The sequence below is a fragment of the Aeromonas sp. 159 genome (assembly GCF_963862045.1).
Lineage (GTDB): Bacteria > Pseudomonadota > Gammaproteobacteria > Enterobacterales > Aeromonadaceae > Aeromonas > Aeromonas veronii.
The window spans coordinates 17,548-40,952 of sequence record NZ_CAWLMI010000006.1; the positions used below are offsets into that span (position 1 = coordinate 17,548).

Consider the following 23,405-nt stretch of genomic DNA (forward strand, 5'->3'; position numbering starts at 1 on the left):
GGCGAAGGGCGCAAGCATTCGACAATAAAGCCTTGTGGGATTAGTTTTCCTGCTGACGGATCCGACGCATGGATCGCTGGATCCGGCTGTCTTCCCTCTGCATATCCAACAAGGTGTCCTCGATAAAGGCCAGATGCTCATGACAAGCTGTTCTGGCCCGCTCCGGAGCCCCCGAAAGAATAGCCTCGATCAGATTCGCGCGATGGCGACGTATCTTGGCTACCACTCCCGGGCGGCGATTCAAAATCTCGTTATTCTGCAGAATATTCTGTTCGAGCATGGGGCTCATGGCCCGCAGCAGGTGCAGCAGCACCACGTTGTGGGACGCCTCGGCCACCGCCAGATAGAACTGGGTCACGGCTGCCGACTCGGCCACCAGCGAACCGAGTTGGCCCGCCTCTTCGATAGTGGTTTGCACCTGACGAATACGCTCGAAATCAGACCCGGTTCCCCGCAAGGCCGCGTAGTAGGCACAGATGCCTTCCAGCGCGTGGCGAAACTCCAGCAAGTCATACTGGGCTTCCGGGTGGGTACTGAGCAGTTCGAACAGAGGATCGGCGATCCCCTTGCTCAGGGCATTCTGCACATAAGTGCCGCCGCCCTGACGGCGATAAAGCAATCCGCGCGCTTCCAGTCGCTGGATGGCTTCGCGCAAGGAGGGGCGCGATACCTGAAACTGGATGGCGAGTTCCCGCTCGGGAGGCAATTTCTGCCCCGGTTGCAGGCTGCCTTCCAGAATCATCTGTTCCAGCTCGGCGACAATGGAGTCGGCCAACTTGGGTTGCGTAATCTTGCGATAGGGCATGAGGCTACTTTGTTAAATTGGTATTACCAATTTTATGGATGGGGCGAAAATTAGCAGAGGCCTTTTGAAAAGTCCACTCAAAAGATGATCTGAGTCAAGAATCAGCCCCACCACTTAAGAGGTAAAGCAGGGGAAACATGATTTAGCTCATAGAAAATGGTCTGACCAATATTCTTGACCACGCTCACAAATAACATTTGCGCAACCAGAGACAAAAATGGCCTGCCAGATAGGCAAGCCATTGATTTTAAAATCCAAACTAAATTTTAATATTTACTTTAGCTGTTTAGTAACTGACGGTAGTAATCCCACTGGAAACTGGCTCCGGGATCCGTCTTGCGCCCTGGCGCGATATCGCAATGGCCGACAATTTTTTCGTGGGTAATCGCCGGATAGCGCTCCGATATGGCTCGAGTGAGCCCCGCCAGCGCCCGGTATTGAGCCTCGGTGTAGGGGATTTCGTCAGTCCCCTCCAGCTCGATACCGATGGAGAAGTCATTGCACGCCTCCCTCCCCTGCCAGCTCGATACCCCCGCATGCCAGGCGCGCTTGCCGAACGGCACATACTGCACCAGCTCGCCATCACGGCGGATCAGGCAATGGGCCGAGACCCGCAACTGATGGATACCGGCAAAATAGGGGTGAGCCTCCGGGTCGAGTCGCCCCATAAAGAGATCGTCGATAAAGGGGCCACCAAACTCCCCCGGCGGCAGGCTGATGCCATGCACCACCAGCAGGGAGATATCATCCGGCGCTGCCCGTTCGTTGTGATGGGGAGAAGGCACCCGGCGCGCCTGCTGGCACCAGCCAGCGGCATCGATAGAGAAACAAGGTTGCGAAGGGAGTTGAGTCATCGGCTACTCGAGTTGGCTGATAAATGGCGAGAAAACGAAGATACCTGATAGGCAACCCGACACCAACTCACTGAATCAAAGGGAAATGGTATGTTAGGCTGAGTCATCTTCCGCTCGATATGGATGGGGTATGCAGCACACGGCACGCTGGATGTGGTTACTGGCCTGGCTCTCTTTGATGGGCCTGCTGACCCTCTATTTTCACTCCCGCAACCAACCCAGCGTCACCGCCAGCGGCGAGCTGTTGCTGCGGGCCGACCAGAGCGGCCACTATCGTCTGGAGGGTGCCATCAACGGTCAGCCGGTGCAACTGCTGCTCGATACCGGCGCCACTCGCATCACCATCCCGCAGCAGGTTGCCGAGCGGCTCGGCCTGACCGCTTATGGCAGCAGCCAGGTCAATACCGCCGCGGGGCAGATCCGGGTCGGCAACGGCACCATCGAAACGCTGGCGATGGGGCCATTGACCTTGTACGATCTGGCCATCTTTATCAATCCGGCGGCAGACGGTGACGAAGTGCTGGTTGGCATGAACGCCCTCGGTCGGCTGGAGCTGGTTCAAAAGGAGCGGCAACTGCTGCTCAGACCCTTGCAGGAATAAGGCATGTTTCAACAGGATGTCAGCCGCGCCGTGCGCGCCGCACTACTCGAAGATCTGGGCGATGCCCTCACCACGCTGGACCAACCGGACGCCAGCGCCGATATCACCGCCCAGCTGATCCCGGCGGATCGGATGGCCACTGCCCGGGTCATCACCCGTGAGGCCGGTGTGTTCTGCGGCCAGCCCTGGGTGGATGAAGTCTTCCTGCAACTGAAGGCCCAGCTCGGTGGCGAGGTGAAGGTGGAGTGGAAGGTGCAGGATGGGGAGGTGCTCTCCCCCAATCAGGAGCTTTTCCGCCTCCATGGCCCTGCCCGCCTGCTGCTGACCGGCGAGCGCAATGCGCTGAACTTTGTCCAGACCCTCTCCGGCGTCGCCACCCTCACCGCTCGCTATGTGGCGGAGCTGGAGGGCACCGACTGCCGTCTGCTCGACACCCGCAAGACCATACCGGGGCTGCGCACCGCCCAGAAGTACGCGGTCACCTGTGGCGGCGGCAAGAATCACCGCATCGGCCTCTACGACGCCTATCTCATCAAAGAGAACCATATCCTTGCCTGCGGCGGCATTGCCGAGGCGATTAATGAGGCTCGCCATCTCAATCCGGGCAAACCGGTAGAGGTGGAAGTGGAATCACTGGCAGAGCTGGAACAGGCGCTAGCGGCCAACGCCGATATCGTGATGCTGGACAACTTCGACGTGACCATGATGCGGGAAGCTGTCGCCATCAATCAGGGCCGCGCCAAGCTGGAAGTCTCCGGCAATGTCACCCTCGACACTCTTGCAGAGTTTGCCGCCACCGGCGTCGATTTTATCTCAGTCGGGGCGCTGACCAAGCATGTACGGGCGCTCGATCTCTCCATGCGCTTTATCCAGCAGTGAGATTCACCCCGCAGGCCTGAGCAAATACTCGACCTAACCGGATAAACAACTTGCAAAAGGCGCCATGGGCGCCTTTTCTTTATGCAGGATCCCTCAGCAAAGGAGTGTAATAACGGACCCGCTTTCACCCATAACAAAGAGTCATAAGAAGCCACTTATTTTATGACTCGCATCAAGTTTTTGGTAAATGACATGAAAGTGGTTAACAAAGACAGCAATCTCTGTTGCCACCCCTGACAGCTCGGATAAGATACTGACGTTCGGACGATTTTCTACCGACACTTCCCAGGAACCAAGGATAAAAGGATATTTTCCATGAAGAGCGTAATGAAGAAACAATCGGGTTTTACCCTTATTGAACTGATGATCGTGGTCGCGATCGTCGCCATTCTGGCGGCGGTAGCGCTGCCTGCTTATCAAAGCTACACCAAACGAGCAAAATTCACAGAAGTAATCACAGCAACTGGCCCAGCTAAAACTGCGATAGACATTTGCGCACAAACTGGAGGGGCTGCAGCAGACTGTGTAACTAAAGCGGAAGGGGCAGTGAGTGGTGGTACAACTACCGACATTGTAAAACAAATTAATATCTCTGGCGAAGGTACTGCAGCAGCACCTTATGAAATCCAAGCGATAGGTGATACTCCTGTTGATGGCGCAGATTTCATTATGCAGGGTGAAGTAGATAATGGCAGGGTTAAGTGGACTCAACCGGCATCTTCATCCACATGTATTGCAGCCAACCTCTGCTAACGCATGACCTCTAGCCCTAATAGCGGCCTGGCGTTAAGCCTGGCCGCCTCTTCACTGATCAGTGAAGAGGACTCCCAGCACTATCTGAGCCAGGCCAAGGCCCAGCGCAAACCCTTTGTGACATTTCTGATAGAGAACGAGATCCTCGACAGCAAGGCGCTCGCCGATTTTTGCGAGCTGGAGTATGGGGTACCTCTGCTGGATCTTGCCGCCTTCGACTTGGCCGAGATCCCGCAGAAATACCTCAATCAGAAGCTGATTGAGAAACACCACGTCCTGCCCATCTACACCCAGGGCCACACCCTCTATATCGCCATGTCGGATCCGACCAATGTCTCGGCGTTGGAGGACTTTGGCTTCAGCTTCGGCCTTCATACCGAGGCGCTGCTGGTGGAGGAGAACAAGCTCACCGCCGCCATCAGCAAGCTGCTGGAGAGCGAAAACGACGCCCTCGGCATGGAGGATATCGACGAGGCCGAGATTTCGGATCTCGAAGTCTCCGACGAGAACAGTCGGCTGGACGAGAGCGTCAATACCGCCGATGACGATGCTCCTATCGTCAAGTACATCAACAAGATCCTGATGGATGCCATCAAGCGCGGCGCCTCCGACCTGCACTTCGAGCCCTATGAGTTCAAGTATCGGGTGCGCTTTCGCATCGATGGCATTCTGCATGAAATTGCTACGCCGCCGGTCAACCTCTCCAACCGCTTCTCCGCCCGCCTCAAGGTCATGGCACGACTCGATATCGCCGAACGGCGGCTGCCGCAGGATGGCCGCATCAAGTTGAAGTTGTCGCGCAACAAGTCGATGGATATGCGAGTCAACACCCTGCCCACCATGTGGGGGGAGAAGATCGTTATCCGCCTGCTCGACTCCTCGGCGGCACGCCTCAATATCGAGCAACTCGGCTTTGATGACAGGCAGAAAGCGCAGTACCTGCGCGCCCTCTCCAAGCCACAGGGGATGATCCTGGTGACCGGCCCCACCGGCTCGGGCAAAACGGTCTCGCTCTATACCGGCCTCAATATTCTCAACACCACCGAGGTCAATATCTCTACCGCCGAAGATCCGGTGGAGATCAACCTGCCCGGCGTCAACCAGGTGCAAGTCAACCCCAAGGCGGGGCTCACCTTCGCCAGCGCCCTGCGCTCCTTCTTGCGGCAAGACCCGGATGTGGTGATGGTGGGTGAAATTCGCGATCTTGAAACCGCAGAGATTGCCATCAAGGCGGCACAGACCGGTCACCTGGTGCTTTCGACCCTGCACACCAACTCGGCCGCCGAGACCCTGACCCGGATGATGAACATGGGGGTTCCGGCCTTCAACATAGCCTCCTCGGTGACCCTAATCATGGCCCAGCGGCTGGCCCGTAAACTGTGCGACCACTGCAAAGCGCCGGAAGTTGTGCCGGAAGCAGAACTGCTGGAGCTGGGCTTTACGCCGCAGCAACTGGCGGCCGGGCTGCGACTGTTCAAACCGGTCGGCTGCAAGGAGTGTTCTGGCGGCTACAAGGGACGGGTCGGCATCTACGAAATCATGTTGATGTCGGAGAACATCGCCAAATTGATCATGCAGGGCGCAAACTCCCTGCAAATCGCAGCTATCGCGCAGAAGGAGGGGATGCGCACCCTGCGCACCTCGGGACTGGAGAAGGCCCGGCTCGGGGTCACCAGTCTGGCCGAAGTCAACCGGGTCACCACCAACTGATCCGTGTGCGGGACGACCTGCCGGTTTGGTTGGCAGAGCAAATTCGTCGTTCACGAACACGGAACGGATGATAGTCCGAACGACAGAGTAATCAGATATTCAAGTGACCGGGCTGGCGCCAAGAAGGTACCACCCACCCTATCAGTACCCCGCAGGCATAAAGCCAGTCGGGCACCTTGACCAGGTTGGTGACGTGCAGAGCCAGGCTCTGACAACCAACCCCATTGCAGGATGCAAAGATGGCAACCCTAACGAAAAAGAACAATGCCCCCAAGAAAGTCTTCGCCTTCCGCTGGCACGGGGTTAATCGCAAGGGGCAGAAGGTCTCCGGCGAGCTGCAGGCCGACAGCATCAACACCGTCAAGACCGAACTGCGCAAGCAGGGGGTAAACGTCACCAAGGTAGCCAAGAAATCCCAGGGGCTCTTCTCCAAGGGCGGAGCCAAGATCAAGCCGATGGATATCGCCATCGTCTCACGCCAGATCACCACCATGCTCTCCGCCGGCGTACCACTGGTGCAGAGCCTGCAGATCATCGCCCGCAGTCACGAGAAAGCCTCGATGCGCGAGCTGATGGGGCAGATTGCCGCCGATGTGGAGACCGGTACCCCCATGTCGGAGGCACTGCGCCGCCATCCCCTCTACTTTGACGATCTCTATTGCGATCTGGTGGAAGCCGGTGAGCAATCCGGTGCGCTGGAAACCATCTACGACCGTATCGCCACTTACCGAGAAAAGTCGGAAGCGCTCAAGTCGAAGATCAAGAAGGCGATGTTCTACCCCACCATGGTCATTCTGGTCGCAATCGTGGTCACCTCTATCCTGCTGCTGTTCGTCATTCCGCAGTTCGAGGATATCTTCAAGAGCTTCGGCGCCGAGCTGCCGGTGTTCACCCAGTTTGTTATCGGCATCTCCCGCTTTATGCAGAACTGGTGGTATGTCTTCTTTGGTGGCACGGCCCTTGGCATCTTCCTTTACGTGCGGGCCTGGCGGGCCTCCCAGAAGGTGAAAGACAATACCGACAAGTTCGTCCTCACCATTCCGGTGGTCGGAATGATCCTGCACAAGGCGGCGATGGCCCGCTTTGCCCGGACCCTGTCAACCACCTTCTCCGCCGGTATTCCGCTGGTGGATGCGCTGATTTCGGCGGCTGGCGCCTCCGGCAACTATGTCTATCGCACCGCGGTCATGGCCATCCGCAACGAGGTGGTGGCCGGTATGCAGATCAACGTTGCAATGCGCACCGTCGATCTCTTCCCCGACATGGTGATCCAGATGGTGATGATCGGTGAGGAGTCCGGTGCCATCGATGATATGCTCTCCAAGGTCGCCACCATCTTCGAACAGGAGGTGGATGATCTGGTCGATGGCCTCACCAGCCTGCTGGAACCCCTCATCATGGTGGTGCTCGGGGTGCTGGTCGGCGGTATGGTTATTGCCATGTACCTGCCCATCTTCAAGCTGGGCGACGTGGTAGGCTGATTTATCAGGGCATGGCACCACCGCCATGCCCTCCCCCTCATCCAATAACTGACGGTTGGTTATGACACTTCTTCTCGAGCTGGCTCACAGCTTGCCCTGGCTCTACTTCTCGCTGGTTTTTCTTTTCTCCCTGATGATCGGTAGTTTCCTTAATGTGGTCATCCACCGCTTGCCCATCATGCTGGAGCGGGAGTGGCAGGCCGAGTATCGCAGCTACTTTGCCCCCGATGAGGAGGCCGCTGCGCCAGAGCGCTACAACCTGATGGTCCCCCGCTCCGCATGTCCTCACTGTGGCCACGCCATCACTGCGCTGGAGAACATCCCGCTGCTGAGCTGGCTCTGGCTCAAAGGGCGTTGCCGCGACTGTCAGGCCCCCATCTCGGCCCGCTATCCACTGGTAGAGCTGCTGACAGCCCTGCTATCGCTCGCCGTAGCAATGGTCATAACCCCGGGCTGGGGCACGCTGGCCGCCCTGCTGCTGACCTGGGTGCTGGTCGCCCTCACCTTCATCGATCTCGACAAGATGTTGCTGCCCGACCAGCTCACCCTGCCCCTGCTGTGGGGTGGGCTGCTGTTCAACCTGGCAGGCGGCTTCGTGCCGCTGGCAGATGCCGTGATCGGTGCCATGGCGGGCTATCTGGTGCTCTGGAGCCTCTACTGGGCTTTCAAGCTGCTCACTGGCAAGGAGGGGATGGGCTATGGCGACTTCAAGCTGCTGGCGGCGCTGGGCGCCTGGCTCGGTTGGCAGGCGCTGCCCATAATTCTGCTGCTCTCATCTCTGGTCGGTGCCGTGATCGGCATCAGCCTGATCGCCTTGCAAAAACATCATCAGGGCAAGCCCATCCCCTTCGGCCCCTACCTCGCCATCGCGGGCTGGATTGCGCTGCTATGGGGCGATACCATCACCCGCTGGTATCTCTCTACCCTGCTTTGAGCAAGAGGCCCCCATGTATGTAGTTGCTATCACAGGTGGTATCGGCAGCGGCAAGACCACTATCGCCAATCAGTTTGCCGCGCTGGGTATCGAGGTGGTGGATGCCGATGTGATCGCCCGCGAAGTGGTCGAGCCGGGCACCCCGGCCCTTGCTGCCATCGCCGACCATTTTGGCCCTGATGTGATTGCTCCGAGCGGTCAACTCGACCGTCGTGCCCTGCGTGAGCGGGTCTTCAGCGACCCGCAGGCCAAGGAGTGGCTCAATGCCCTGCTCCACCCGCTGATTCGCAGTGAAATGCAGCGCCAATGTGCCGCAGCCAGTTCACCTTACTGCCTGCTGGTGGTGCCACTACTGGTGGAGAACAAACTCACCGGCCTCGCCAACCGGGTGCTGGTGATCGATGTGGATGAAGCCACCCAGATTGAGCGCACCTGTCGCCGGGATGGGGTATCGGCCGAGCAGGCCAAGGCCATTATCGCCGCCCAGGCGAGCCGGTCGGAGCGCCTTGCCGCGGCGGATGATGTCATCGAAAACCACAATGGCAGCGAAATGGCGATTAAAACGCGGATTTTGGCGCTGCACGAGACATATCTGGCAATTGCCTCTCAACAAGCCCGCCAAGTGTGAGTACACTAGGCCGGTTTATGGCTGGCCAGGATTAGGCATGATTTACGATTTCCCCCTCAATGAAAAAAGCCGGACCTATCTTCGTCTGGAGTCCCTGTTTTCCCAGATCCGCGACAATCTGGAGAGTGAACAATCCTGGGCACATATCGCCTTCTTCAAGGGGCTGTTCGATCTGCAGGAGTTGCTGGAGCGTGGTGACCTGCGCGCCGACCTCATCAAGGATCTGGAGCGTCTCGGCCAGCGTCTGAGCCACTGGGCCAGCCTGCCCGATGTCGATCTGGAGCAGATCAAGCAGATGCAGCAAGAGAGCAGTCAGCTCTCCCGTAACCTGCTCAACTCGCCACGCCCGGGTGCCCGCCTGAAAGAGGATCGTCTGCTCGGCTCCATCCGCCAGCGCTTCTCCATTCCGGGTGGCCTTTGTGCCTTCGATGTGCCGCAGCTGCACCACTGGCTCGGTACCCCGGCCATCACCCGTCACCAGCAGATGCAAGGCTGGCTGAGCGACATTAACCTGCTGATGAATGCCATCACTCTGCTGCTGCGCCTGTGGCGTGAATCAGGCAGCTTCAGCGAGCAGGTTGCCAGCAACGGTTTCTTCCAGGACACCGCCGAGAGCGCCGAGCTGATCCGCATCAAGCTGCCGGGCAATCAGTTCTGCTACCCGACCCTGAGCGGCCACAAGAACCGCTTCGCCCTGCGCTTTCTGCCCACCGCAGAACAGCCGATTGGCGACGTGCCGTTCCAGCTCGCCTGCTGCTAAGGAGGGCTTATGGTCACCAAGGTAAAGTGTCCAACCTGCCAGAGCGAAGTGGAGTGGGGCCCGCAGAGTCCGTTCCGACCTTTCTGCAGCAAACGCTGCCAGCTGATCGATCTCGGTGAGTGGGCCGATGAAGAGAAGCGGATCCCGGGGGAGATCAACCCGGATCTGCTGCCGGAGCCGGAAGAGGGTGACCAGTGGCTATAAGCGCCTGGTCACTCATCTCTGCAATATGAAAAAAGGGCCGATTGGCCCTTTTTTCATGCTTGTTGATTGCTACCGGCTCACGCCAGCAGGCCTTGAAGCCGCGCTACAATCGGGCCATTGGCATCGGGGAAGTGGTAATTGTGCAGCTCGGCCACCGGCACCCACAGACACTCCTGCCCCTCTTTTCCGAACGGCTCGCCACTGAAACGGGTCACCTTCCAGATATCCAGCAATACCTGCTTCTCGGGGTAGTCGTGCTGTAGTTCCATAAAGGGGGCACAATCCAATACCCGGATGCCGATCTCTTCCCACAGCTCCCGATCCAGTGCGGTGAGCAGATCCTCGCCCGACTCCACCTTGCCACCGGGAAACTCCCAGCGATCACCCTGATGGCGATCGGAGGAGCGTCTGGCGATGAAGATATCGCCCCGTTCATTCTCGATGACGCCAACCGCCACCCAGATCCGTTTTTTCTGTTCCATCAATTACCTCTGTTCGCTTGTTGCCACCAATAACAAGGCGGGCACTTGGCCCGCCTGTTATGGCATAGCGTCGATCAGGTCAACTGACCGTGGCAGTGCTTGTACTTCTTGCCGGAGCCGCACGGGCAGGGATCGTTGCGACCAACTTTCTGCTCGTCGCGCACGAAGGTGGTGTGGCCCTCTTCGCCTGCGGCCTGTTCATCGGCCAGCTGGCTCTCGGCAGCGGCGTGGGTATAGGTACGGGGAGCGGCTTCCGCCTGCTGGCGCTGCTGCTCTTCCATCGCTTCCACATCGCGCTCCTGCACCTGAACACGGCTCAGGATGCTGACAACGTCGCGCTTGAGAGTTTCCAGCATCTGGGTGAACAGATCAAAGGATTCGCGCTTGTACTCCTGCTTGGGGTTCTTCTGGGCGTAACCGCGCAGATGGATGCCCTGACGCAGGTGATCCATGGCCGCCAGATGTTCTTTCCAGAGGCCATCCAGGGTTTGCAGCATCACTGCCTTCTCGAAGTTGCGCAGCACCTCTTTGCCGACCAGCTCCTCCTTGTGGGCATAGAGCTTGGTGGCTTCGTCCAGAATGCGCTCGCGCAGCTTCTCCTCGTACAGCTTGTCATCTTCCGCCAGCCACTGCTGCAGCGGCAGATCCAGCGCGAAGTCTGCCTTCAGGCGTGCTTCCAGGCCCGGCACGTCCCACATCTCCTCCAGAGACTGGGGCGGGATGTATTCGTCGATCACCGCGCCGTAGACGTCGTCACGGATAACGTGAATGGTCTCGGAGATGTCGTTGGTATCCAGCAGCTCGTTGCGCTGCTCGTAGACCACCTTGCGCTGGTCGTTGGCGACGTCATCAAACTCCAGCAAGCTCTTGCGGATGTCGAAGTTGCGACCTTCCACCTTGCGTTGGGCGTTTTCGATCGCCTTGGTGACCCACGGGTGCTCGATGGCTTCGCCCTCTTCCATGCCCAGCTTCTTCATCATGCCGGTCACGCGGTCGGAGGCGAAGATCCGCATCAGGGTATCTTCCATTGAGAGGTAGAAACGGGAGGAGCCCGGGTCACCCTGACGACCGGAACGGCCGCGCAGCTGGTTATCGATACGACGGGACTCGTGACGCTCGGTACCGATAATGTGCAGACCACCGGCGGCCAGCACCGCATCGTGACGCACCTGCCAGGCGGCTTTCAGCTCGGCAATCTGCTCGCTGGTCGGGTTCTCCAGCTTGGCAATCTCTGCCTGCCAGTTGCCGCCCAACACGATGTCGGTACCACGACCGGCCATGTTGGTCGCGATGGTGACCGCGCCAGTCTGACCGGCCTGGGCGACGATCTCCGCTTCCATGGCGTGGAACTTGGCGTTCAGCACCTTGTGCGGGATCTTCTCCTTGGTCAGGATGCCGGAGAGCAGCTCGGAGTTCTCGATAGAGACGGTACCAACCAGTACAGGCTGGCCCTTGGCCACGCACTGACGGATATCTTCGATGATGGCGGCATACTTCTCATTGGCGGTCAGGTAGACCAGATCGCCCATGTCCTTGCGCACCATCGGCTTGTTGGTCGGGATGACCACGGTATCCAGGCCATAAATCTGCTGGAATTCAAAGGCTTCGGTATCTGCAGTACCTGTCATGCCCGCCAGCTTGTTGTAGAGACGGAAGTAGTTCTGGAAGGTGATGGATGCCAGCGTCTGGTTCTCGTTCTGGATCTTCACCCCTTCCTTCGCTTCAACGGCCTGATGCAGACCATCGGACCAGCGACGACCCGGCATGGTACGGCCAGTATGTTCGTCAACGATGACGATCTCGTCTTTCTGGACGATGTAGTCGACGTTGCGCTCGAACAGGGTGTGAGCACGCAGACCCGCATTGACGTGGTGCAGCAGGCTGATGTTGGAGGCGGAGAACAGGGAGTCGTTCTCGTCCAGCAGCCCCTCTTTCTTGAGCAGCTCTTCCACGAAGATCTGACCGTTTTCGGTCAGCAGGGCCTGACGGTTCTTCTCGTCCACCGTGTAGTGACCGTCGCCGGTGTACTCTTCGGTGTCTTCCTTGTCCTGCTTGACCAGCAGCGGGATCAGTTTGTTGACGCGGATATAGAGCTCGGAGCTATCTTCGGCCGGACCGGAGATGATGAGCGGAGTCCGGGCTTCATCGATAAGCACCGAGTCCACCTCATCCACCAGCGCGTAGTTGAGCGGACGCTGTACGCGCTGCTCCGGCGAGAACGCCATGTTGTCGCGCAGGTAGTCGAAACCGAATTCGTTGTTGGTACCGTAGGTGATGTCTGCGGCATAGGCGTCACGCTTCTGGGACGCATCCATACCGGGCACGTTGCAGTCGACGGTCATGCCGAGGAAGGCAAACAGCGGGCGGTTTGCCTCAGCGTCACGTTTGGCCAGATAGTCGTTCACCGTCACCACGTGCACACCACGGCCACTCAGGGCGTTCAGGTAAGCTGGCAGAGTCGCAGTAAGAGTCTTACCTTCACCGGTTTTCATTTCCGCGATGCGGTTGGAGTTCAGCACCATGCCGCCGATCAGCTGCACGTCGAAGTGGCGCATGCCAAACACCCGCTTGGAGGCTTCACGCACGGTCGCGAACGCTTCCGGCAGCAACTGCTCCAGGGTCTCACCCTGCTCGATACGCTGACGATATTCAGCCGTTTTGGCCTGCAACTCGGCATCAGAAAGAGCCTCGAACTGCGGCTCCATGGCATTGATCTGTTTTACAATTTTGCGCAAAGCCTTGAGCGTTCTGTCGTTCCGGCTGCCGATAATCTTGGTAAGCAGTGTGCTAATCATGGGTACCAACTATTTCTGGTTATAAAAGCGTTCCGTCACTGGAACCTGAAGAAAAAAACCTAACCCCGTCTGGCACTGAGAAAGCGTGCGGGGTTGACCTGACGACCATCTTTCAACACTTCGTAATGCAGATGGACCCCGGTCGCGCGACCGGTGCGTCCCATCAAAGCAATCTTCTGACCCTGATCAACCAGGGTGCCCACCTCGACCAGCAACTTGGAGTTGTGGGCATAGCGGGTGACCAGGCCATTGCCGTGATTAATCTCCACCATATTGCCAAATTCCGGATGACGGCCCGCCCAGCTGACAATGCCGGGCCCGGTGGCCAAAATCGGGGTTCCGGGTTTGCCACGGAAATCGACCCCTTTGTGCATCTTGGCACGGCCGTTGAACGGATCGACCCGTCCACCAAACCCGGACGAGACCCAAACTCGCTCCTGTTTGACTGGCGTGCCGGAAATAAAACCGGCATCGGTGATATGGTGATTCATGATGAAAGATTCAAGTACCGACAGCTGCTCTTCACGGCTACTGAGCTGCTGGCTGAGGTGTTTCATCGAGGCTTGCAGCTCGTTGAGGCTCACTTCCAGCTCTTCATCATAAGAAGGGCCGCCCATGGGGGGCAGCTCTTTGAAATTGAACTCGTCGGGATCGAGATCGGCCTGCTCGGTCAATCGTTCGCCGAGGGCATTGAGACGGCCAAGCTGGCCCTGCATGGTGCCCACCTGAGCTGCCAGCATTGCCAACTGTTCACGGGCTTCATCGCCACTCTGGTCGACGGACTGTTGCTCGGCAACGGCAAGCGCCACTTCCAGCGCCTCCATTTTCTGGTGCCAGCTCTGCCAGAGCCAACCACCACCAAGGGCCAACAGGGAGAAGAGAATACCGCCGACCCAGGCCAGACGTTGTTTGGGCAGGTGCAACTTGCGTCGCTGCTTGCCGTGGAGGATCAGGGTAATGCTCATAGAAATCAGTCTGCTCGGTCAGGTGCGGCCAGGAGCCTGCACGGGAAATAAAACCGGGAGATAATCGGTATTAAAGGATGGAGTAAACAAATGACGGAACGTCGGTGCGGAGAGAGGACCGACGTTCCGTTGCACAGCTATCAGGCCAGAACCAGACCGTTATCGTAGTAAGCGATAGGCGCTTTGTCGCCCTCACCCTCGAAGGTCACCAGTTCCCAAGCCTCCTGCTCGGCCAGCAAGGCACGCAGCAGCTTGTTGTTCAGGGCATGTCCGGTCTTGTAGGCACGGAACTCACCGATGATGCTGCGGTTACACATATAGAGGTCACCGATCGCGTCCAGCATCTTGTGCTTGACGAACTCGTCCTCATAACGCAAACCGTCTTCGTTCAGCACCCGATAGTCGTCCAGTACCACGGCGTTTTCCAGGCTTCCGCCCAGCGCCAGGTTCTGGGAACGCAGGTACTCGATATCGCGCATGAACCCGAAGGTACGGGCACGGCTGATCTCTTTCACGAAGGAGGCACCGGAGAAATCCAGTACGCAACGCTGATTGCGCCCTTCAAAGACCGGATGCTGGAAATCGATCTCGAGATCCATCTTGAAGCCGTTGCGATAGGGGTGGAATTCCGCCCACTTGTCGCCGTCTTCAACCCGAATGCTCTTCTTGATCCGCACAAACTGCTTGGCAGCATTCTGCTCACGGATCCCGACTTCCTGCAGCAGGTAGATAAAGGGATGCGCACTACCGTCCATTACCGGGATCTCGGGTGCGTCAACCTCAACGTAGAGGTTGTCGATCCCCATCCCGGCCAGCGCGGCAGAGAGGTGCTCAATGGTAGAGACACGGACACCGGCTTCGTTGACCAGAGCGGTACAGAGCACGGTATCGCGCACCTGATCGGCATTGGCTGGCAGCTCCACCACAGGATTCAGGTCGGTACGCAAGTAAACGATCCCTGTGTTCACAGGCGCCGGACGGAACGTCATGGTGACTTTCCGGCCCGAATGCAGGCCGACACCAGTCGCCTGTACACTCGTTTTCAAGGTTCTTTGTCTAATCATGGGTGTACCCTAAACAGCTTAAAATCCGGACCAGATGGTCGTTGGCAGGCCATCTTAGCACATTCCTTGAACAACAAACAAACGAGAGCCATAAGAGGCTTAGTCAGCTTGCTTGCGCAGGAACGCCGGAATATCCAGGTAATCCGGTTCACGACGAGCTTGCGGCTCGGCGTTGACCACCTTGGCCGGAGCTTCGTCCATCACGCGGCCTTGCATCATGTCGCTAACCAGCGGCTGACGCACCGGGCGCTCTTGCACCTGGCTGCTCTTGACCAAAGTGATGTCAGGCTTGCGCTCGGCACCGATACCGGTCGCAACCACGGTCACACGCAGTTCGTCGTGCATTTCCGGATCGATTACGGTACCCACTACTACAGTGGCGTTCTCGGAAGCGAAGGCCTTGACCGCGTTACCCACGGTTTCGAACTCTTCGATGGTCATGTCCATACCGGCGGTGATGTTGACCAGGATGCCACGGGCACCAGCCAGATCCACATCTTCCAGCAGCGGGCTGGAGATGGCTTTCTCGGCCGCTTCTTCGGCGCGGTCATCACCGGAGGCGGAACCGGTACCCATCATGGCAGTACCCATTTCGCGCATTACGGTACGCACGTCCGCGAAGTCGACGTTGATCAAACCCGGACGGGTGATCAGCTCGGCAATGCCCTGTACCGCGCCAAGCAGTACATCGTTGGCCGCCTTGAAGGCATCCAGCAGGGAGATACCGCGACCCAGCACCTTCAGCAACTTGTCGTTGGGGATGGTGATCAGGGAGTCGACGTTCTTGGAGAGCTCTTCGATACCGTGCGCGGCGAAGCCCATCCGCTTCTTCCCTTCGAAGGAGAACGGCTTGGTCACTACAGCAACGGTCAGGATGCCCATCTCGCGTGCCACCTCGGCCACGATCGGCGCAGCACCGGTACCGGTACCACCACCCATACCGGCGGCGATGAACACCATGTCGGAACCGGTCAGCAGCTCACGCAGCGCTTCGCGATCTTCCATGGCCGCATCACGACCCACTTCCGGATTGGCGCCGGCACCCAGACCCTTGGTGATGCCACCGCCGATCTGCAGGGTAGTGTTGGCGCTGGAGTTACGCAGTGCCTGGGCGTCGGTGTTGACGGTAATGAACTCAACACCCTCAATATTTTGACGAACCATGTGCTCGACAGCGTTACCGCCGCCGCCACCTACACCGATCACTTTAATGACGGCTTCGTCAGTGTGGCTATCCATAAATTCAAACATGTTGTCTCTCCGCTTTATTTGCCTGACTCAGCAAAATTCTTAGAACTCGCCACGCAGCCAGTTGCTAACCCGTTTGACCAGGCCACCGACGCTTGCCTTGGCGGCATATTCTTTGTTGCTACCTGTGGCTTGATGGGTGCGGCCATATTGCAGCAACCCGACCGCAGTCGAGTACACCGGTGCCTGCACGTAATCACTCAAACCACGTATGTTCATGGGCTCTCCCACCCGGACCTGGCTCTGGAAGATCTGCTCTGCACACTCCACAATGCCTTCAATCTGGGCAGCGCCGCCGGTCAAGACCACACCGGCTGCCAGCTGATGCTTGACCCCCTGCGCTTTCAACTCGCTTTGTACCCGCACCAGCTCATCATTCACCATGGAGAGCAACTCGGTGTAACGGGGCTCAATCACTTCAGCCAGTGTCTGCCGTTGCAGGCTGCGCGCCGGGCGACCGCCGACACTGGGTACTTCAATATTGTCTTCCTTGCTGACCAGACGACCGAGGGCACAGCCGTAGCGCACCTTGATCGCTTCCGCGTCGAGCGGCGGCGTGCCGAAGGCGTAGGCGATGTCGCTGGTCACAGTGCTGCCAGCGTACGGGATCACCTTGGTGTGGCGCAGGGCACCGCCGGTAAACAGCGACATATCCATGGTGCCGCCACCGATGTCCACCACGCAGACACCCAGCTCTTTCTCGTCTTCGGTCAACACGGCATAGCTGGAGGCCAGCGCGGAGAAGATCAGTTGATCCACGCGCAAACCGACCTTCTCCACACACTTCTCGATGTTGCGAGCCATGTCGTTGTGGCAGGTGATCAGGTGAACCTTGGCTGCCATCCGCACACCGGAGAGGCCAACCGGATTCTTGATCCCTTCCTGATAATCGATGGCAAACTCCTGAGGCAGTACATGCAGCACACGCAGCTCATCGGAGAGGCGAACCGACTTGGCAGTGTGGATCACGTTGTCCACATCCTCCTGGGTCACCTCTTCATCGGAGATGGGCACCATACCGGTCTCGTTCCGGCAATCAATATGCTTGCCGGACAACCCCAGATAGACCGAGCTGATCTGGCAATCTGCCATCATCTCGGCCTCTTCCACCGCGCGGCGCAGTGACTTGACCACGGAGTCGAGGTCATTGACCCCGCCCTTCTCCATTCCGCGAGAAGCGTGACTGCCCATACCGATGACGTTCAGTTCACCGTCCGGCAATACTTCCCCGACCAGAACCGCCACCTTGGTTGTGCCGATATCCAGTCCGACAATCAAATTCCTATCTGCGGTGTTGGTCATGCACTTTCTCTTCGCTCTTCTTCCAGCCAACTGCCATTCCGGTGTCGTATCGAAGATCCACGTAAGCGACTTGCGCACGGGGTTCGATAACCGGGAAGGCATCGATAAACCGCTGCAACCGGAGCGCAATGTCATTGCGTCCCAGGAACAGCTTGATATTGCCATCCAGGGTCAGTTCCCAGGCATGGCGGGGGGTCAGATTCACCCCCAGCAACTTGTATCCCTTGGCAGCCAGTTGCGACTCGTACTGCCGACTCTCTTTCAACACCCGGGCGGCCTGGTCATCCGGCCCTGACAGCTGCAACAGCGGCGTCTTGACCCGATCCGGGGCACTGAATACCTTGCCCTTGGTGTTGACGAAGCGGTTGCCATTCCAGCGCGCCGCCACATCTTGTTCCGTGAGGTAGATCTTGATCTTGTTCGGCCACTTCTTTCGTACCGAGACCGAGGCCACCCATGGCAAGGCATTGAGCCTTGCCTGCAATTCGTTGACGTCCAATTCGAAGAAGTTGCGCAGCTCGGCGCCATCCAGCACGGCCATCCGCAGCTCTTCGGTTTGCAAATACTGGTGTTGCCCCTGCAGCAACAGCTCGCTCATGGGCAACCGGTTGGCATCTGTCAGCCAACCTTTAACATCCAGCGCCGTCCGGTAGCAGCCCCATATCACCAGCAGGAAAAATGCTACCCCTGCGATGAAGCCACCCTTGGTGCGCCCCTGTGCCCTTGCCTCCACCCGATCGATCCCCGTGTAACGCGCTAAACCGGCCTTTGACAGACCGGTTCGCCATTATATAGGCCCCGGCTTGGCGGTCAAAATACTCATTGGGCCCTCAGGCGCCAGATTTCATGCTATCTATGCTCAATTTCATCTCTCCGAGACGACGGGCCAGTGCCCCGACGTTCCCGGCGCCTTGAGTCAGCACCAAATCCCCCTCGCCGATCAGGTCGGCCAGCACGGCTGGCACGTCATCTGGCGTGGCGACGAAGATGGGTTCCAGGTTGCCACGCGAGCGAATGGAGCGGCACAGTGCCCGTCCATCAGCGCCCGGGATCGGCTCCTCACCGGCAGCATAAACCTCCAGCATCACCAGCACGTCTACCTTGGAGAGCACATCGGCGAAGTCCTCGTAGAGGTCGCGGGTGCGGGTATAACGGTGCGGCTGGAACACCATCACCAGACGCTTCTCGGGCCAACCGGCGCGGGCGGCATTGATGGTGACCTTCACTTCGCTCGGGTGGTGACCGTAATCGTCCACCAGCATCGCCTTGCCGCGACCGGTTTCAAACTCGCCATACTGCTGGAAGCGACGACCGACCCCTTCAAATTTGGCCAGTGCAGAGATGATGGCCTCGTCGCTGACACCATCCTCTGTCGCGACAGCTATCGCCGCTGCGGCGTTCAATGCGTTGTGAATACCCGGCAAATTGAGGGTCACCTGCAGCTCACCCGCCTCTTTGCGGCGAACACGGAAGCAGCTGTGGTTGGTGGTCTGGACAAAATCCAGCACCTGCACATCCGCATCGTCAGAGAGGCCGTAGGTCAGAGTCGGACGGGCAATCTCGGGCAACATGCCACGGATCACCGGATCATCGATGCAGACCACCGCCAGTCCGTAGAAGGGCAGATTGTGCAGAAACTCGATGAAGGTGGCCTTCAGCTTGGAGAAATCACCGCCGTAGGTATCCATGTGATCCGCTTCGATGTTGGTCACGATAGAGACCATCGGCTGCAGATGCAGGAAAGAGGCGTCGCTCTCGTCCGCTTCGGCAATCAGGTAGCGGCTGCTGCCCAGGCGGGCATTGGTGCCGGCGCTGTTGAGCAGGCCACCGATGACGAAGGTCGGGTCACGGTCGGCTTCGGCATAGATGCTCGCCACCAGACTGGTAGTGGTGGTCTTGCCGTGGGTACCGGCGATGGCGATACCGTGGCGGAAACGCATCAGCTCGGCCAGCATCTCGGCGCGGCGCACCACCGGGATCCGCAGTTCACGGGCAGCCAGCAGCTCCGGGTTGTCCTGCTTGATGGCGGTAGAGACCACCACCACACTGGCACCCTCGACATGCTCGGCACTGTGGCCGACGAAGATGTGCGCGCCCAGTCCGGCCAACCGCTCGGTCACGGCGTTGCGAGCCAGATCAGAACCCGTTACCTGATACCCTTCGTTGGCAAGCACTTCGGCGATCCCGCCCATACCGGCACCACCGATGCCGATAAAGTGGATGCGACGCACGCGGCGCATTTCGGGGATCACAGTACGCAGTTTTGCCAGTTCAACCTTGGTCATAATCGTCTCTTTAGTCTGCCGCAGGCCATGTGCCGTCAAAGCGCGGCTGCACGGCGGCATCAATACATACAGGTACAAGGCTGCCCGGTGTCACCACTGCAACCTTGCTCATCAATCTTTACCACGCTGCCCGGTTGCGAGCTGTTTGCACTCATCTGCAACCCGCTCGGCCGCATCCGTGATGGCGACGCGGCGAGCCGCTTTCGCCATGTTAAACAGGGTCTCCCGGCGACCAGCCAGCCAGGTCAGGCGCGCCGCCAGTGAGGCTGTGTTCAGCTCGGACTGGGGCAGAAACTCGGCTGCACCGCCGTCGACCAGGGTCAAGGCGTTTCGGGTCTGGTGATCATCCACAGCATGGGGCAGCGGCACGAAAATGGCGGCCACACCGGCGGCAGCCACTTCGGAAACGGTCAGGGCACCAGCACGGCAGACCACCAGGTCGGCCCAGGCGTAGGCGCTGGCCATATCCTTGATAAATTCGCTCACCTCGGCATTGATGCCGTGCTGGGCATAGGCAGCAGAGACGGCCTCAGCATTGCCCTTGCCACACTGGTGACGCACTTCAATGGGCACGCCGGATGCCGCCACCGCAGCAGGTACCTGCTCGTTGAGCACCCGCGCCCCCAGACTGCCACCCACGATCAGCAGATGCAGTGGCTCATCCCCGCTGCGCAGTTGCGGATCCGGCAGGGCGACCACTTCGGGACGCACCGGATTACCCACCACGGCGGTGCGACGGCTTGGCGCGAAGGCGCCCGGAAATGCCATCAATACCCGCCTGGCGATACGGGCCAGCAGCTTGTTGGTCATGCCGGCAGCAGCATTTTGCTCATGGAGCAACAACGGAATGCCGGAGAACCAGGCCGCCACGCCACCCGGGCCGGAAGCAAAACCGCCCATGCCGAGCACCACATCAGGGCGAACGGTCTTGAGCACCTGACGCGCCTGCAGGATCGATTTGACGATGCGATAGGGCGCCACCAGCAGTCGTTTGATGCCGTTGCCACGCACCCCCTGAATATCGATGAAGGAGATGGGATAACCGTGGGCGGGCACCAGCTCCGCCTCCATCCGGTCGGCAGTGCCGAGCCAGTGGACAGTCCAGCCCTGGGCCTTCAGGCGATCGGCCACGGCCAGACCGGGGAACACATGCCCACCGGTACCACCCGCCATCACCAACAGAGTCTTGCTCACTAAACCTCCCGCACGCGCGCCTGGGCTGTCGCCTGACGCAACTCAAAATCGATTCGAATCAACATGCTCACCGCCACCGACATGATGATGAGACTGGAACCACCGTAACTGACCAGCGGCAAGGTCAAGCCCTTGGTCGGCATCATGCCGCTGGCCGCGCCAACGTTGACGAAGGTCTGGAAGCTGAACCAGATGCCGATGCCGATCGCCAGATAACCGTCATAGAGCCGCTCTGCCACCAGCGCGCGATGCCCCAGCTTGAGCGCCTTGACCGCCAGCGCAAAAATCAGGAACAGGGCTCCCAGCACCCCGACGTAACCCAGCTCTTCACCGAGGATCGCAAACACGAAGTCGGTGTGCGCTTCCGGCAGGTACTCCATCTTCTGGATAGAGTTGCCAAGCCCTTCGCCAAACCAGCTGCCACGACCAAACGCCATCAGCGACTGGGTCAACTGGTAGCCGCTGCCGAACGGATCGGCCCAGGGATCCATAAAGGAGGTCACCCGCCGCATCCGGTAGGGCTCGACGATGATCAGCATCACCACCGAACCGAGGCCCGCGCCGATCAGGGTCAAAAACTGCCCCAGTCGGGCTCCAGCCAGAAACAGCATGCCAAACGAGGTAACGAACATCACTACGGTGGAACCCAGATCCGGCTGCAACAGCAGCAAGACCGCCAGCACCCCGAACACCGCCAGCGGTTTCAAAAAGCCGATCCAGGCTTCGCGCACTTCGCTCTGGCGCCGTACCAGATAGCCGGCCAGATAGACAAACAGCGCCAGCTTGCCAAACTCGGCAGGCTGCAGGTTGAAGGGGCCGAGCGGCAACCAGCGCACCGCACCGTTGACGTTCCGCCCCACCAGCAAAACCAGCACCAGCATCAAGATCGCCAGCAGCAACATGGGGCCGTTGTGCTGTTGCCAGCGCGCCATCGGCACCTGCAACACAAACCAGGAGATACCGAGCGCCATCACCAGAAACAGGGCGTGACGCTTCACAAACATGAAGGGGTCATCCCCCAGCGCAATCCCTTCGGGGATCGACGCCGAGGCCACGATGACCACCCCGACCGCCATCAGGGAGAGCGCCAGCAGTACCAGCTGCCGATCGTAGAGACCGGCAGGACGCGCCGGTAACAACCAGCGCTGGAACAGACCTGCTGCTGCGCGAAGGGCGTTCATAGTGCCAGCACCATCTCGGTGAAGCGATCGCCGCGCACCTCGAACGACTTGAACTGATCGAGGCTGGCACAGGCCGGCGCCAACAGCACCCAGTCACCGGGCTTGGCATCGGCCGCTGCTTTGGCAACTGCAGCGGCCAGGTCGGCCACCCGTTCGGTCTGCTCGCCCAGTGCCAGCAGCACCTCGGCATCCTGACCAAAGCAGTACATGTGATCGATCTGGTTGCCCAGCAGCGCCTGGATCGGGCCAAAATCCTGCCCCTTGCCCTGACCACCGGCCAGCAACAGCAGGCGCCCCTTGACCGACTCGCGCACACCGGCAACGGCAGCCAGCGTGGCCCCCACGTTGGTGGCTTTGGAGTCGTTGATCCAGCGCACCCCGTTCACCTCCCGCACGAAGCGGGCACGATGGGGCAAGCCCTCGAAACGACGCAGCACGGTAAGCTGAGCCGCACGGGGAATACCGACCGCATCGCACAGCGCCATGGCCGCAAGGGCGTTGGCCTGATTGTGGGCACCGACGATCTTCATCTCGTCCACCGCCAGCAGCGGTTCGCCGTGCAGGGTCAACCAGTAGCGACCATCCAGCAGGCAACGGCCATAGCCATTGCAATCGAGCCCAAAGCTCTGCCACACCTGACCCACATCGGGCAGGGTCTGGGCATCGTCACGATTGACCAGAATGTGTTTGGAGTGCTGATGGATCTCCATCTTGGCGGCGCGATAGTCGGCCATGCCCTGATAACGATCCATGTGATCTTCTGAGAGGTTCAGCACCACGGAGGCGGCAGCACGCAAACTGTGAGTAGTTTCCAACTGGAAGCTGGAAAGCTCCAGCACGCAGAGATCCATCGGCTGCTTGAGCAGCTCCAGCGCAGGCGTGCCGATATTGCCACCCACGCCGACATTAAGGCCGGCTTCGGCAATCATCTCTCCCACCAGGGTAGTAACTGTGCTCTTGCCGTTGGAGCCGGTAATGGCGATGACAGGAGTCGGGGTCTCGCGAACAAACAGTTCGATGTCACCGACGATCTGCACACCACACTCGGCCGCCGCTTTCAGTTCGGGGGTCGCCAGCGCGATACCCGGGCTCGCGACGATCATGTGCGCCTGCTTGAGCAGTGCCTCGTCGAGCCCGTGAATGAGCTCAACCTCCGGCGGCAGTTGATCCTTGCCGGGCGGGTTGGCGCGGGTATCCATCACCAGTGGCGTCACGCCACGGCCGAGGAAGTAATCGACACAGGAGAGTCCGGTTTTGCCCAATCCGATGATGATGACCAT

At 59.1% G+C, this 23,405-nt stretch carries 22 protein-coding genes; 9 read left to right on the forward strand and 13 right to left on the reverse strand.

What is annotated here, in order from left to right; translation table 11 throughout:
• Positions 1–40: 40 nt before the first annotated feature.
• Both pdhR and ampD read right to left on the reverse strand, forming a co-directional pair.
• Positions 41–805 (reverse strand): pyruvate dehydrogenase complex transcriptional repressor PdhR, encoded by a 765-nt coding sequence (pdhR, locus tag AACR14_RS00850; RefSeq protein ID WP_005336127.1) that lies wholly within the window; start codon positions 803–805, stop codon positions 41–43.
• 278 nt (positions 806–1,083) lie between these two features.
• Positions 1,084–1,659 carry a 1,6-anhydro-N-acetylmuramyl-L-alanine amidase AmpD gene (gene ampD / locus AACR14_RS00855; RefSeq protein ID WP_019444780.1) on the reverse strand — a complete coding sequence of 192 codons (576 nt, stop codon included), beginning with the start codon at positions 1,657–1,659 and terminating at the stop codon, positions 1,084–1,086.
• A gap of 130 nt (positions 1,660–1,789) precedes the next feature.
• Here ampD and AACR14_RS00860 point away from each other — a divergent pair, with 130 nt between their 5' ends.
• The 9 genes from AACR14_RS00860 to yacG all read left to right on the forward strand — a co-directional run bounded on the left by AACR14_RS00860 (position 1,790) and on the right by yacG (position 9,609).
• Positions 1,790–2,260, forward strand: coding sequence for a retropepsin-like aspartic protease family protein (locus AACR14_RS00860; protein WP_005336129.1), 471 nt, complete (start codon positions 1,790–1,792; stop codon positions 2,258–2,260).
• A 3-nt stretch (positions 2,261–2,263) separates the two neighbouring features.
• A complete protein-coding gene (gene nadC / locus AACR14_RS00865; RefSeq protein ID WP_019444781.1) occupies positions 2,264–3,139 on the forward strand; it encodes a carboxylating nicotinate-nucleotide diphosphorylase in 876 nt (291 codons plus the stop codon).
• A 315-nt stretch (positions 3,140–3,454) separates the two neighbouring features.
• Positions 3,455–3,892, forward strand: a complete 438-nt coding sequence (locus AACR14_RS00870) for a pilin (protein ID WP_019444782.1) — start codon at positions 3,455–3,457, stop codon at positions 3,890–3,892.
• 3 nt (positions 3,893–3,895) lie between these two features.
• Positions 3,896–5,602, forward strand: a complete 1,707-nt coding sequence (gene tapB, locus AACR14_RS00875) for a PilB family type IVa pilus assembly ATPase TapB (protein WP_019444783.1) — start codon at positions 3,896–3,898, stop codon at positions 5,600–5,602.
• A 239-nt stretch (positions 5,603–5,841) separates the two neighbouring features.
• Positions 5,842–7,083: a type II secretion system F family protein gene (locus tag AACR14_RS00880; protein WP_005336136.1), complete on the forward strand. Its 1,242-nt coding sequence runs from the start codon at positions 5,842–5,844 to the stop codon at positions 7,081–7,083.
• A 61-nt stretch (positions 7,084–7,144) separates the two neighbouring features.
• Positions 7,145–8,017, forward strand: a complete 873-nt coding sequence (locus AACR14_RS00885) for a prepilin peptidase (RefSeq protein WP_019444784.1) — start codon at positions 7,145–7,147, stop codon at positions 8,015–8,017.
• A 13-nt stretch (positions 8,018–8,030) separates the two neighbouring features.
• Positions 8,031–8,645 (forward strand): dephospho-CoA kinase, encoded by a 615-nt coding sequence (gene coaE, locus AACR14_RS00890; protein WP_019444785.1) that lies wholly within the window; start codon positions 8,031–8,033, stop codon positions 8,643–8,645.
• 37 nt (positions 8,646–8,682) lie between these two features.
• Positions 8,683–9,405: a cell division protein ZapD gene (gene zapD / locus AACR14_RS00895; RefSeq protein WP_019444786.1), complete on the forward strand. Its 723-nt coding sequence runs from the start codon at positions 8,683–8,685 to the stop codon at positions 9,403–9,405.
• 9 nt (positions 9,406–9,414) lie between these two features.
• Positions 9,415–9,609, forward strand: a complete 195-nt coding sequence (gene yacG, locus AACR14_RS00900) for a DNA gyrase inhibitor YacG (protein ID WP_005336142.1) — start codon at positions 9,415–9,417, stop codon at positions 9,607–9,609.
• A gap of 77 nt (positions 9,610–9,686) precedes the next feature.
• Here the strand turns inward: yacG and mutT are convergent, their stop codons facing one another.
• From mutT to murD, 11 genes are all read right to left on the reverse strand, one after another.
• Complete coding sequence (mutT, locus tag AACR14_RS00905) at positions 9,687–10,091, reverse strand: 8-oxo-dGTP diphosphatase MutT (protein ID WP_019444787.1); 405 nt, start codon at positions 10,089–10,091, stop codon at positions 9,687–9,689.
• 74 nt (positions 10,092–10,165) lie between these two features.
• Entirely contained in the window at positions 10,166–12,886 is a 2,721-nt protein-coding gene (gene secA / locus AACR14_RS00910; RefSeq protein ID WP_005336144.1) for a preprotein translocase subunit SecA, read from the reverse strand.
• A 59-nt stretch (positions 12,887–12,945) separates the two neighbouring features.
• Positions 12,946–13,851 (reverse strand): M23 family metallopeptidase, encoded by a 906-nt coding sequence (locus AACR14_RS00915; protein ID WP_005355107.1) that lies wholly within the window; start codon positions 13,849–13,851, stop codon positions 12,946–12,948.
• A 140-nt stretch (positions 13,852–13,991) separates the two neighbouring features.
• Entirely contained in the window at positions 13,992–14,915 is a 924-nt protein-coding gene (lpxC, locus tag AACR14_RS00920; protein ID WP_005336146.1) for a UDP-3-O-acyl-N-acetylglucosamine deacetylase, read from the reverse strand.
• A gap of 99 nt (positions 14,916–15,014) precedes the next feature.
• A complete protein-coding gene (gene ftsZ / locus AACR14_RS00925; RefSeq protein ID WP_005336147.1) occupies positions 15,015–16,166 on the reverse strand; it encodes a cell division protein FtsZ in 1,152 nt (383 codons plus the stop codon).
• A 39-nt stretch (positions 16,167–16,205) separates the two neighbouring features.
• On the reverse strand, positions 16,206–17,465 hold the full coding sequence (ftsA, locus tag AACR14_RS00930; protein WP_005336148.1) for a cell division protein FtsA: 1,260 nt from the start codon (positions 17,463–17,465) through the stop codon (positions 16,206–16,208).
• Positions 17,446–18,198 carry a cell division protein FtsQ/DivIB gene (locus tag AACR14_RS00935; protein ID WP_005336149.1) on the reverse strand — a complete coding sequence of 251 codons (753 nt, stop codon included), beginning with the start codon at positions 18,196–18,198 and terminating at the stop codon, positions 17,446–17,448. The genes ftsA and AACR14_RS00935 overlap by 20 nt, the downstream gene beginning before the upstream one ends.
• Before the next feature lie 97 nt (positions 18,199–18,295).
• Positions 18,296–19,750, reverse strand: a complete 1,455-nt coding sequence (murC, locus tag AACR14_RS00940; RefSeq protein ID WP_005336150.1) for a UDP-N-acetylmuramate--L-alanine ligase — start codon at positions 19,748–19,750, stop codon at positions 18,296–18,298.
• Between the two features lie 111 nt (positions 19,751–19,861).
• On the reverse strand, positions 19,862–20,944 hold the full coding sequence (gene murG / locus AACR14_RS00945; RefSeq protein ID WP_005355117.1) for an undecaprenyldiphospho-muramoylpentapeptide beta-N-acetylglucosaminyltransferase: 1,083 nt from the start codon (positions 20,942–20,944) through the stop codon (positions 19,862–19,864).
• Positions 20,944–22,125, reverse strand: coding sequence for a cell division protein FtsW (gene ftsW / locus AACR14_RS00950; RefSeq protein WP_005336154.1), 1,182 nt, complete (start codon positions 22,123–22,125; stop codon positions 20,944–20,946). The genes murG and ftsW overlap by 1 nt, the downstream gene beginning before the upstream one ends.
• Positions 22,122–23,405 (reverse strand): UDP-N-acetylmuramoyl-L-alanine--D-glutamate ligase, encoded by a 1,284-nt coding sequence (gene murD / locus AACR14_RS00955; RefSeq protein ID WP_019444788.1) that lies wholly within the window; start codon positions 23,403–23,405, stop codon positions 22,122–22,124. The genes ftsW and murD overlap by 4 nt, the downstream gene beginning before the upstream one ends.

Bases quoted from the DNA above. Each gene is read 5' to 3' on its own strand.
- AACR14_RS00870 (WP_019444782.1), top strand. From the start codon at position 3,455: ATGAAGAGCGTAATGAAGAAACAATCGGGTTTTACCCTTATTGAACTG.
- ftsA (WP_005336148.1), bottom strand. From the start codon at position 17,465: ATGACCAACACCGCAGATAGGAATTTGATTGTCGGACTGGATATCGGC.
- murC (WP_005336150.1), bottom strand. From the start codon at position 19,750: ATGACCAAGGTTGAACTGGCAAAACTGCGTACTGTGATCCCCGAAATG.
- ftsZ (WP_005336147.1), bottom strand. From the start codon at position 16,166: ATGTTTGAATTTATGGATAGCCACACTGACGAAGCCGTCATTAAAGTG.
- ftsW (WP_005336154.1), bottom strand. From the start codon at position 22,125: ATGAACGCCCTTCGCGCAGCAGCAGGTCTGTTCCAGCGCTGGTTGTTA.
- pdhR (WP_005336127.1), bottom strand. From the start codon at position 805: ATGCCCTATCGCAAGATTACGCAACCCAAGTTGGCCGACTCCATTGTC.
- coaE (WP_019444785.1), top strand. From the start codon at position 8,031: ATGTATGTAGTTGCTATCACAGGTGGTATCGGCAGCGGCAAGACCACT.
- murD (WP_019444788.1), bottom strand. From the start codon at position 23,405: ATGGTCATCATCATCGGATTGGGCAAAACCGGACTCTCCTGTGTCGAT.
- AACR14_RS00880 (WP_005336136.1), top strand. From the start codon at position 5,842: ATGGCAACCCTAACGAAAAAGAACAATGCCCCCAAGAAAGTCTTCGCC.
- AACR14_RS00860 (WP_005336129.1), top strand. From the start codon at position 1,790: ATGCAGCACACGGCACGCTGGATGTGGTTACTGGCCTGGCTCTCTTTG.
- zapD (WP_019444786.1), top strand. From the start codon at position 8,683: ATGATTTACGATTTCCCCCTCAATGAAAAAAGCCGGACCTATCTTCGT.
- ampD (WP_019444780.1), bottom strand. From the start codon at position 1,659: ATGACTCAACTCCCTTCGCAACCTTGTTTCTCTATCGATGCCGCTGGC.
- AACR14_RS00885 (WP_019444784.1), top strand. From the start codon at position 7,145: ATGACACTTCTTCTCGAGCTGGCTCACAGCTTGCCCTGGCTCTACTTC.
- mutT (WP_019444787.1), bottom strand. From the start codon at position 10,091: ATGGAACAGAAAAAACGGATCTGGGTGGCGGTTGGCGTCATCGAGAAT.
- lpxC (WP_005336146.1), bottom strand. From the start codon at position 14,915: ATGATTAGACAAAGAACCTTGAAAACGAGTGTACAGGCGACTGGTGTC.
- yacG (WP_005336142.1), top strand. From the start codon at position 9,415: ATGGTCACCAAGGTAAAGTGTCCAACCTGCCAGAGCGAAGTGGAGTGG.
- tapB (WP_019444783.1), top strand. From the start codon at position 3,896: ATGACCTCTAGCCCTAATAGCGGCCTGGCGTTAAGCCTGGCCGCCTCT.
- AACR14_RS00915 (WP_005355107.1), bottom strand. From the start codon at position 13,851: ATGAGCATTACCCTGATCCTCCACGGCAAGCAGCGACGCAAGTTGCAC.
- secA (WP_005336144.1), bottom strand. From the start codon at position 12,886: ATGATTAGCACACTGCTTACCAAGATTATCGGCAGCCGGAACGACAGA.
- nadC (WP_019444781.1), top strand. From the start codon at position 2,264: ATGTTTCAACAGGATGTCAGCCGCGCCGTGCGCGCCGCACTACTCGAA.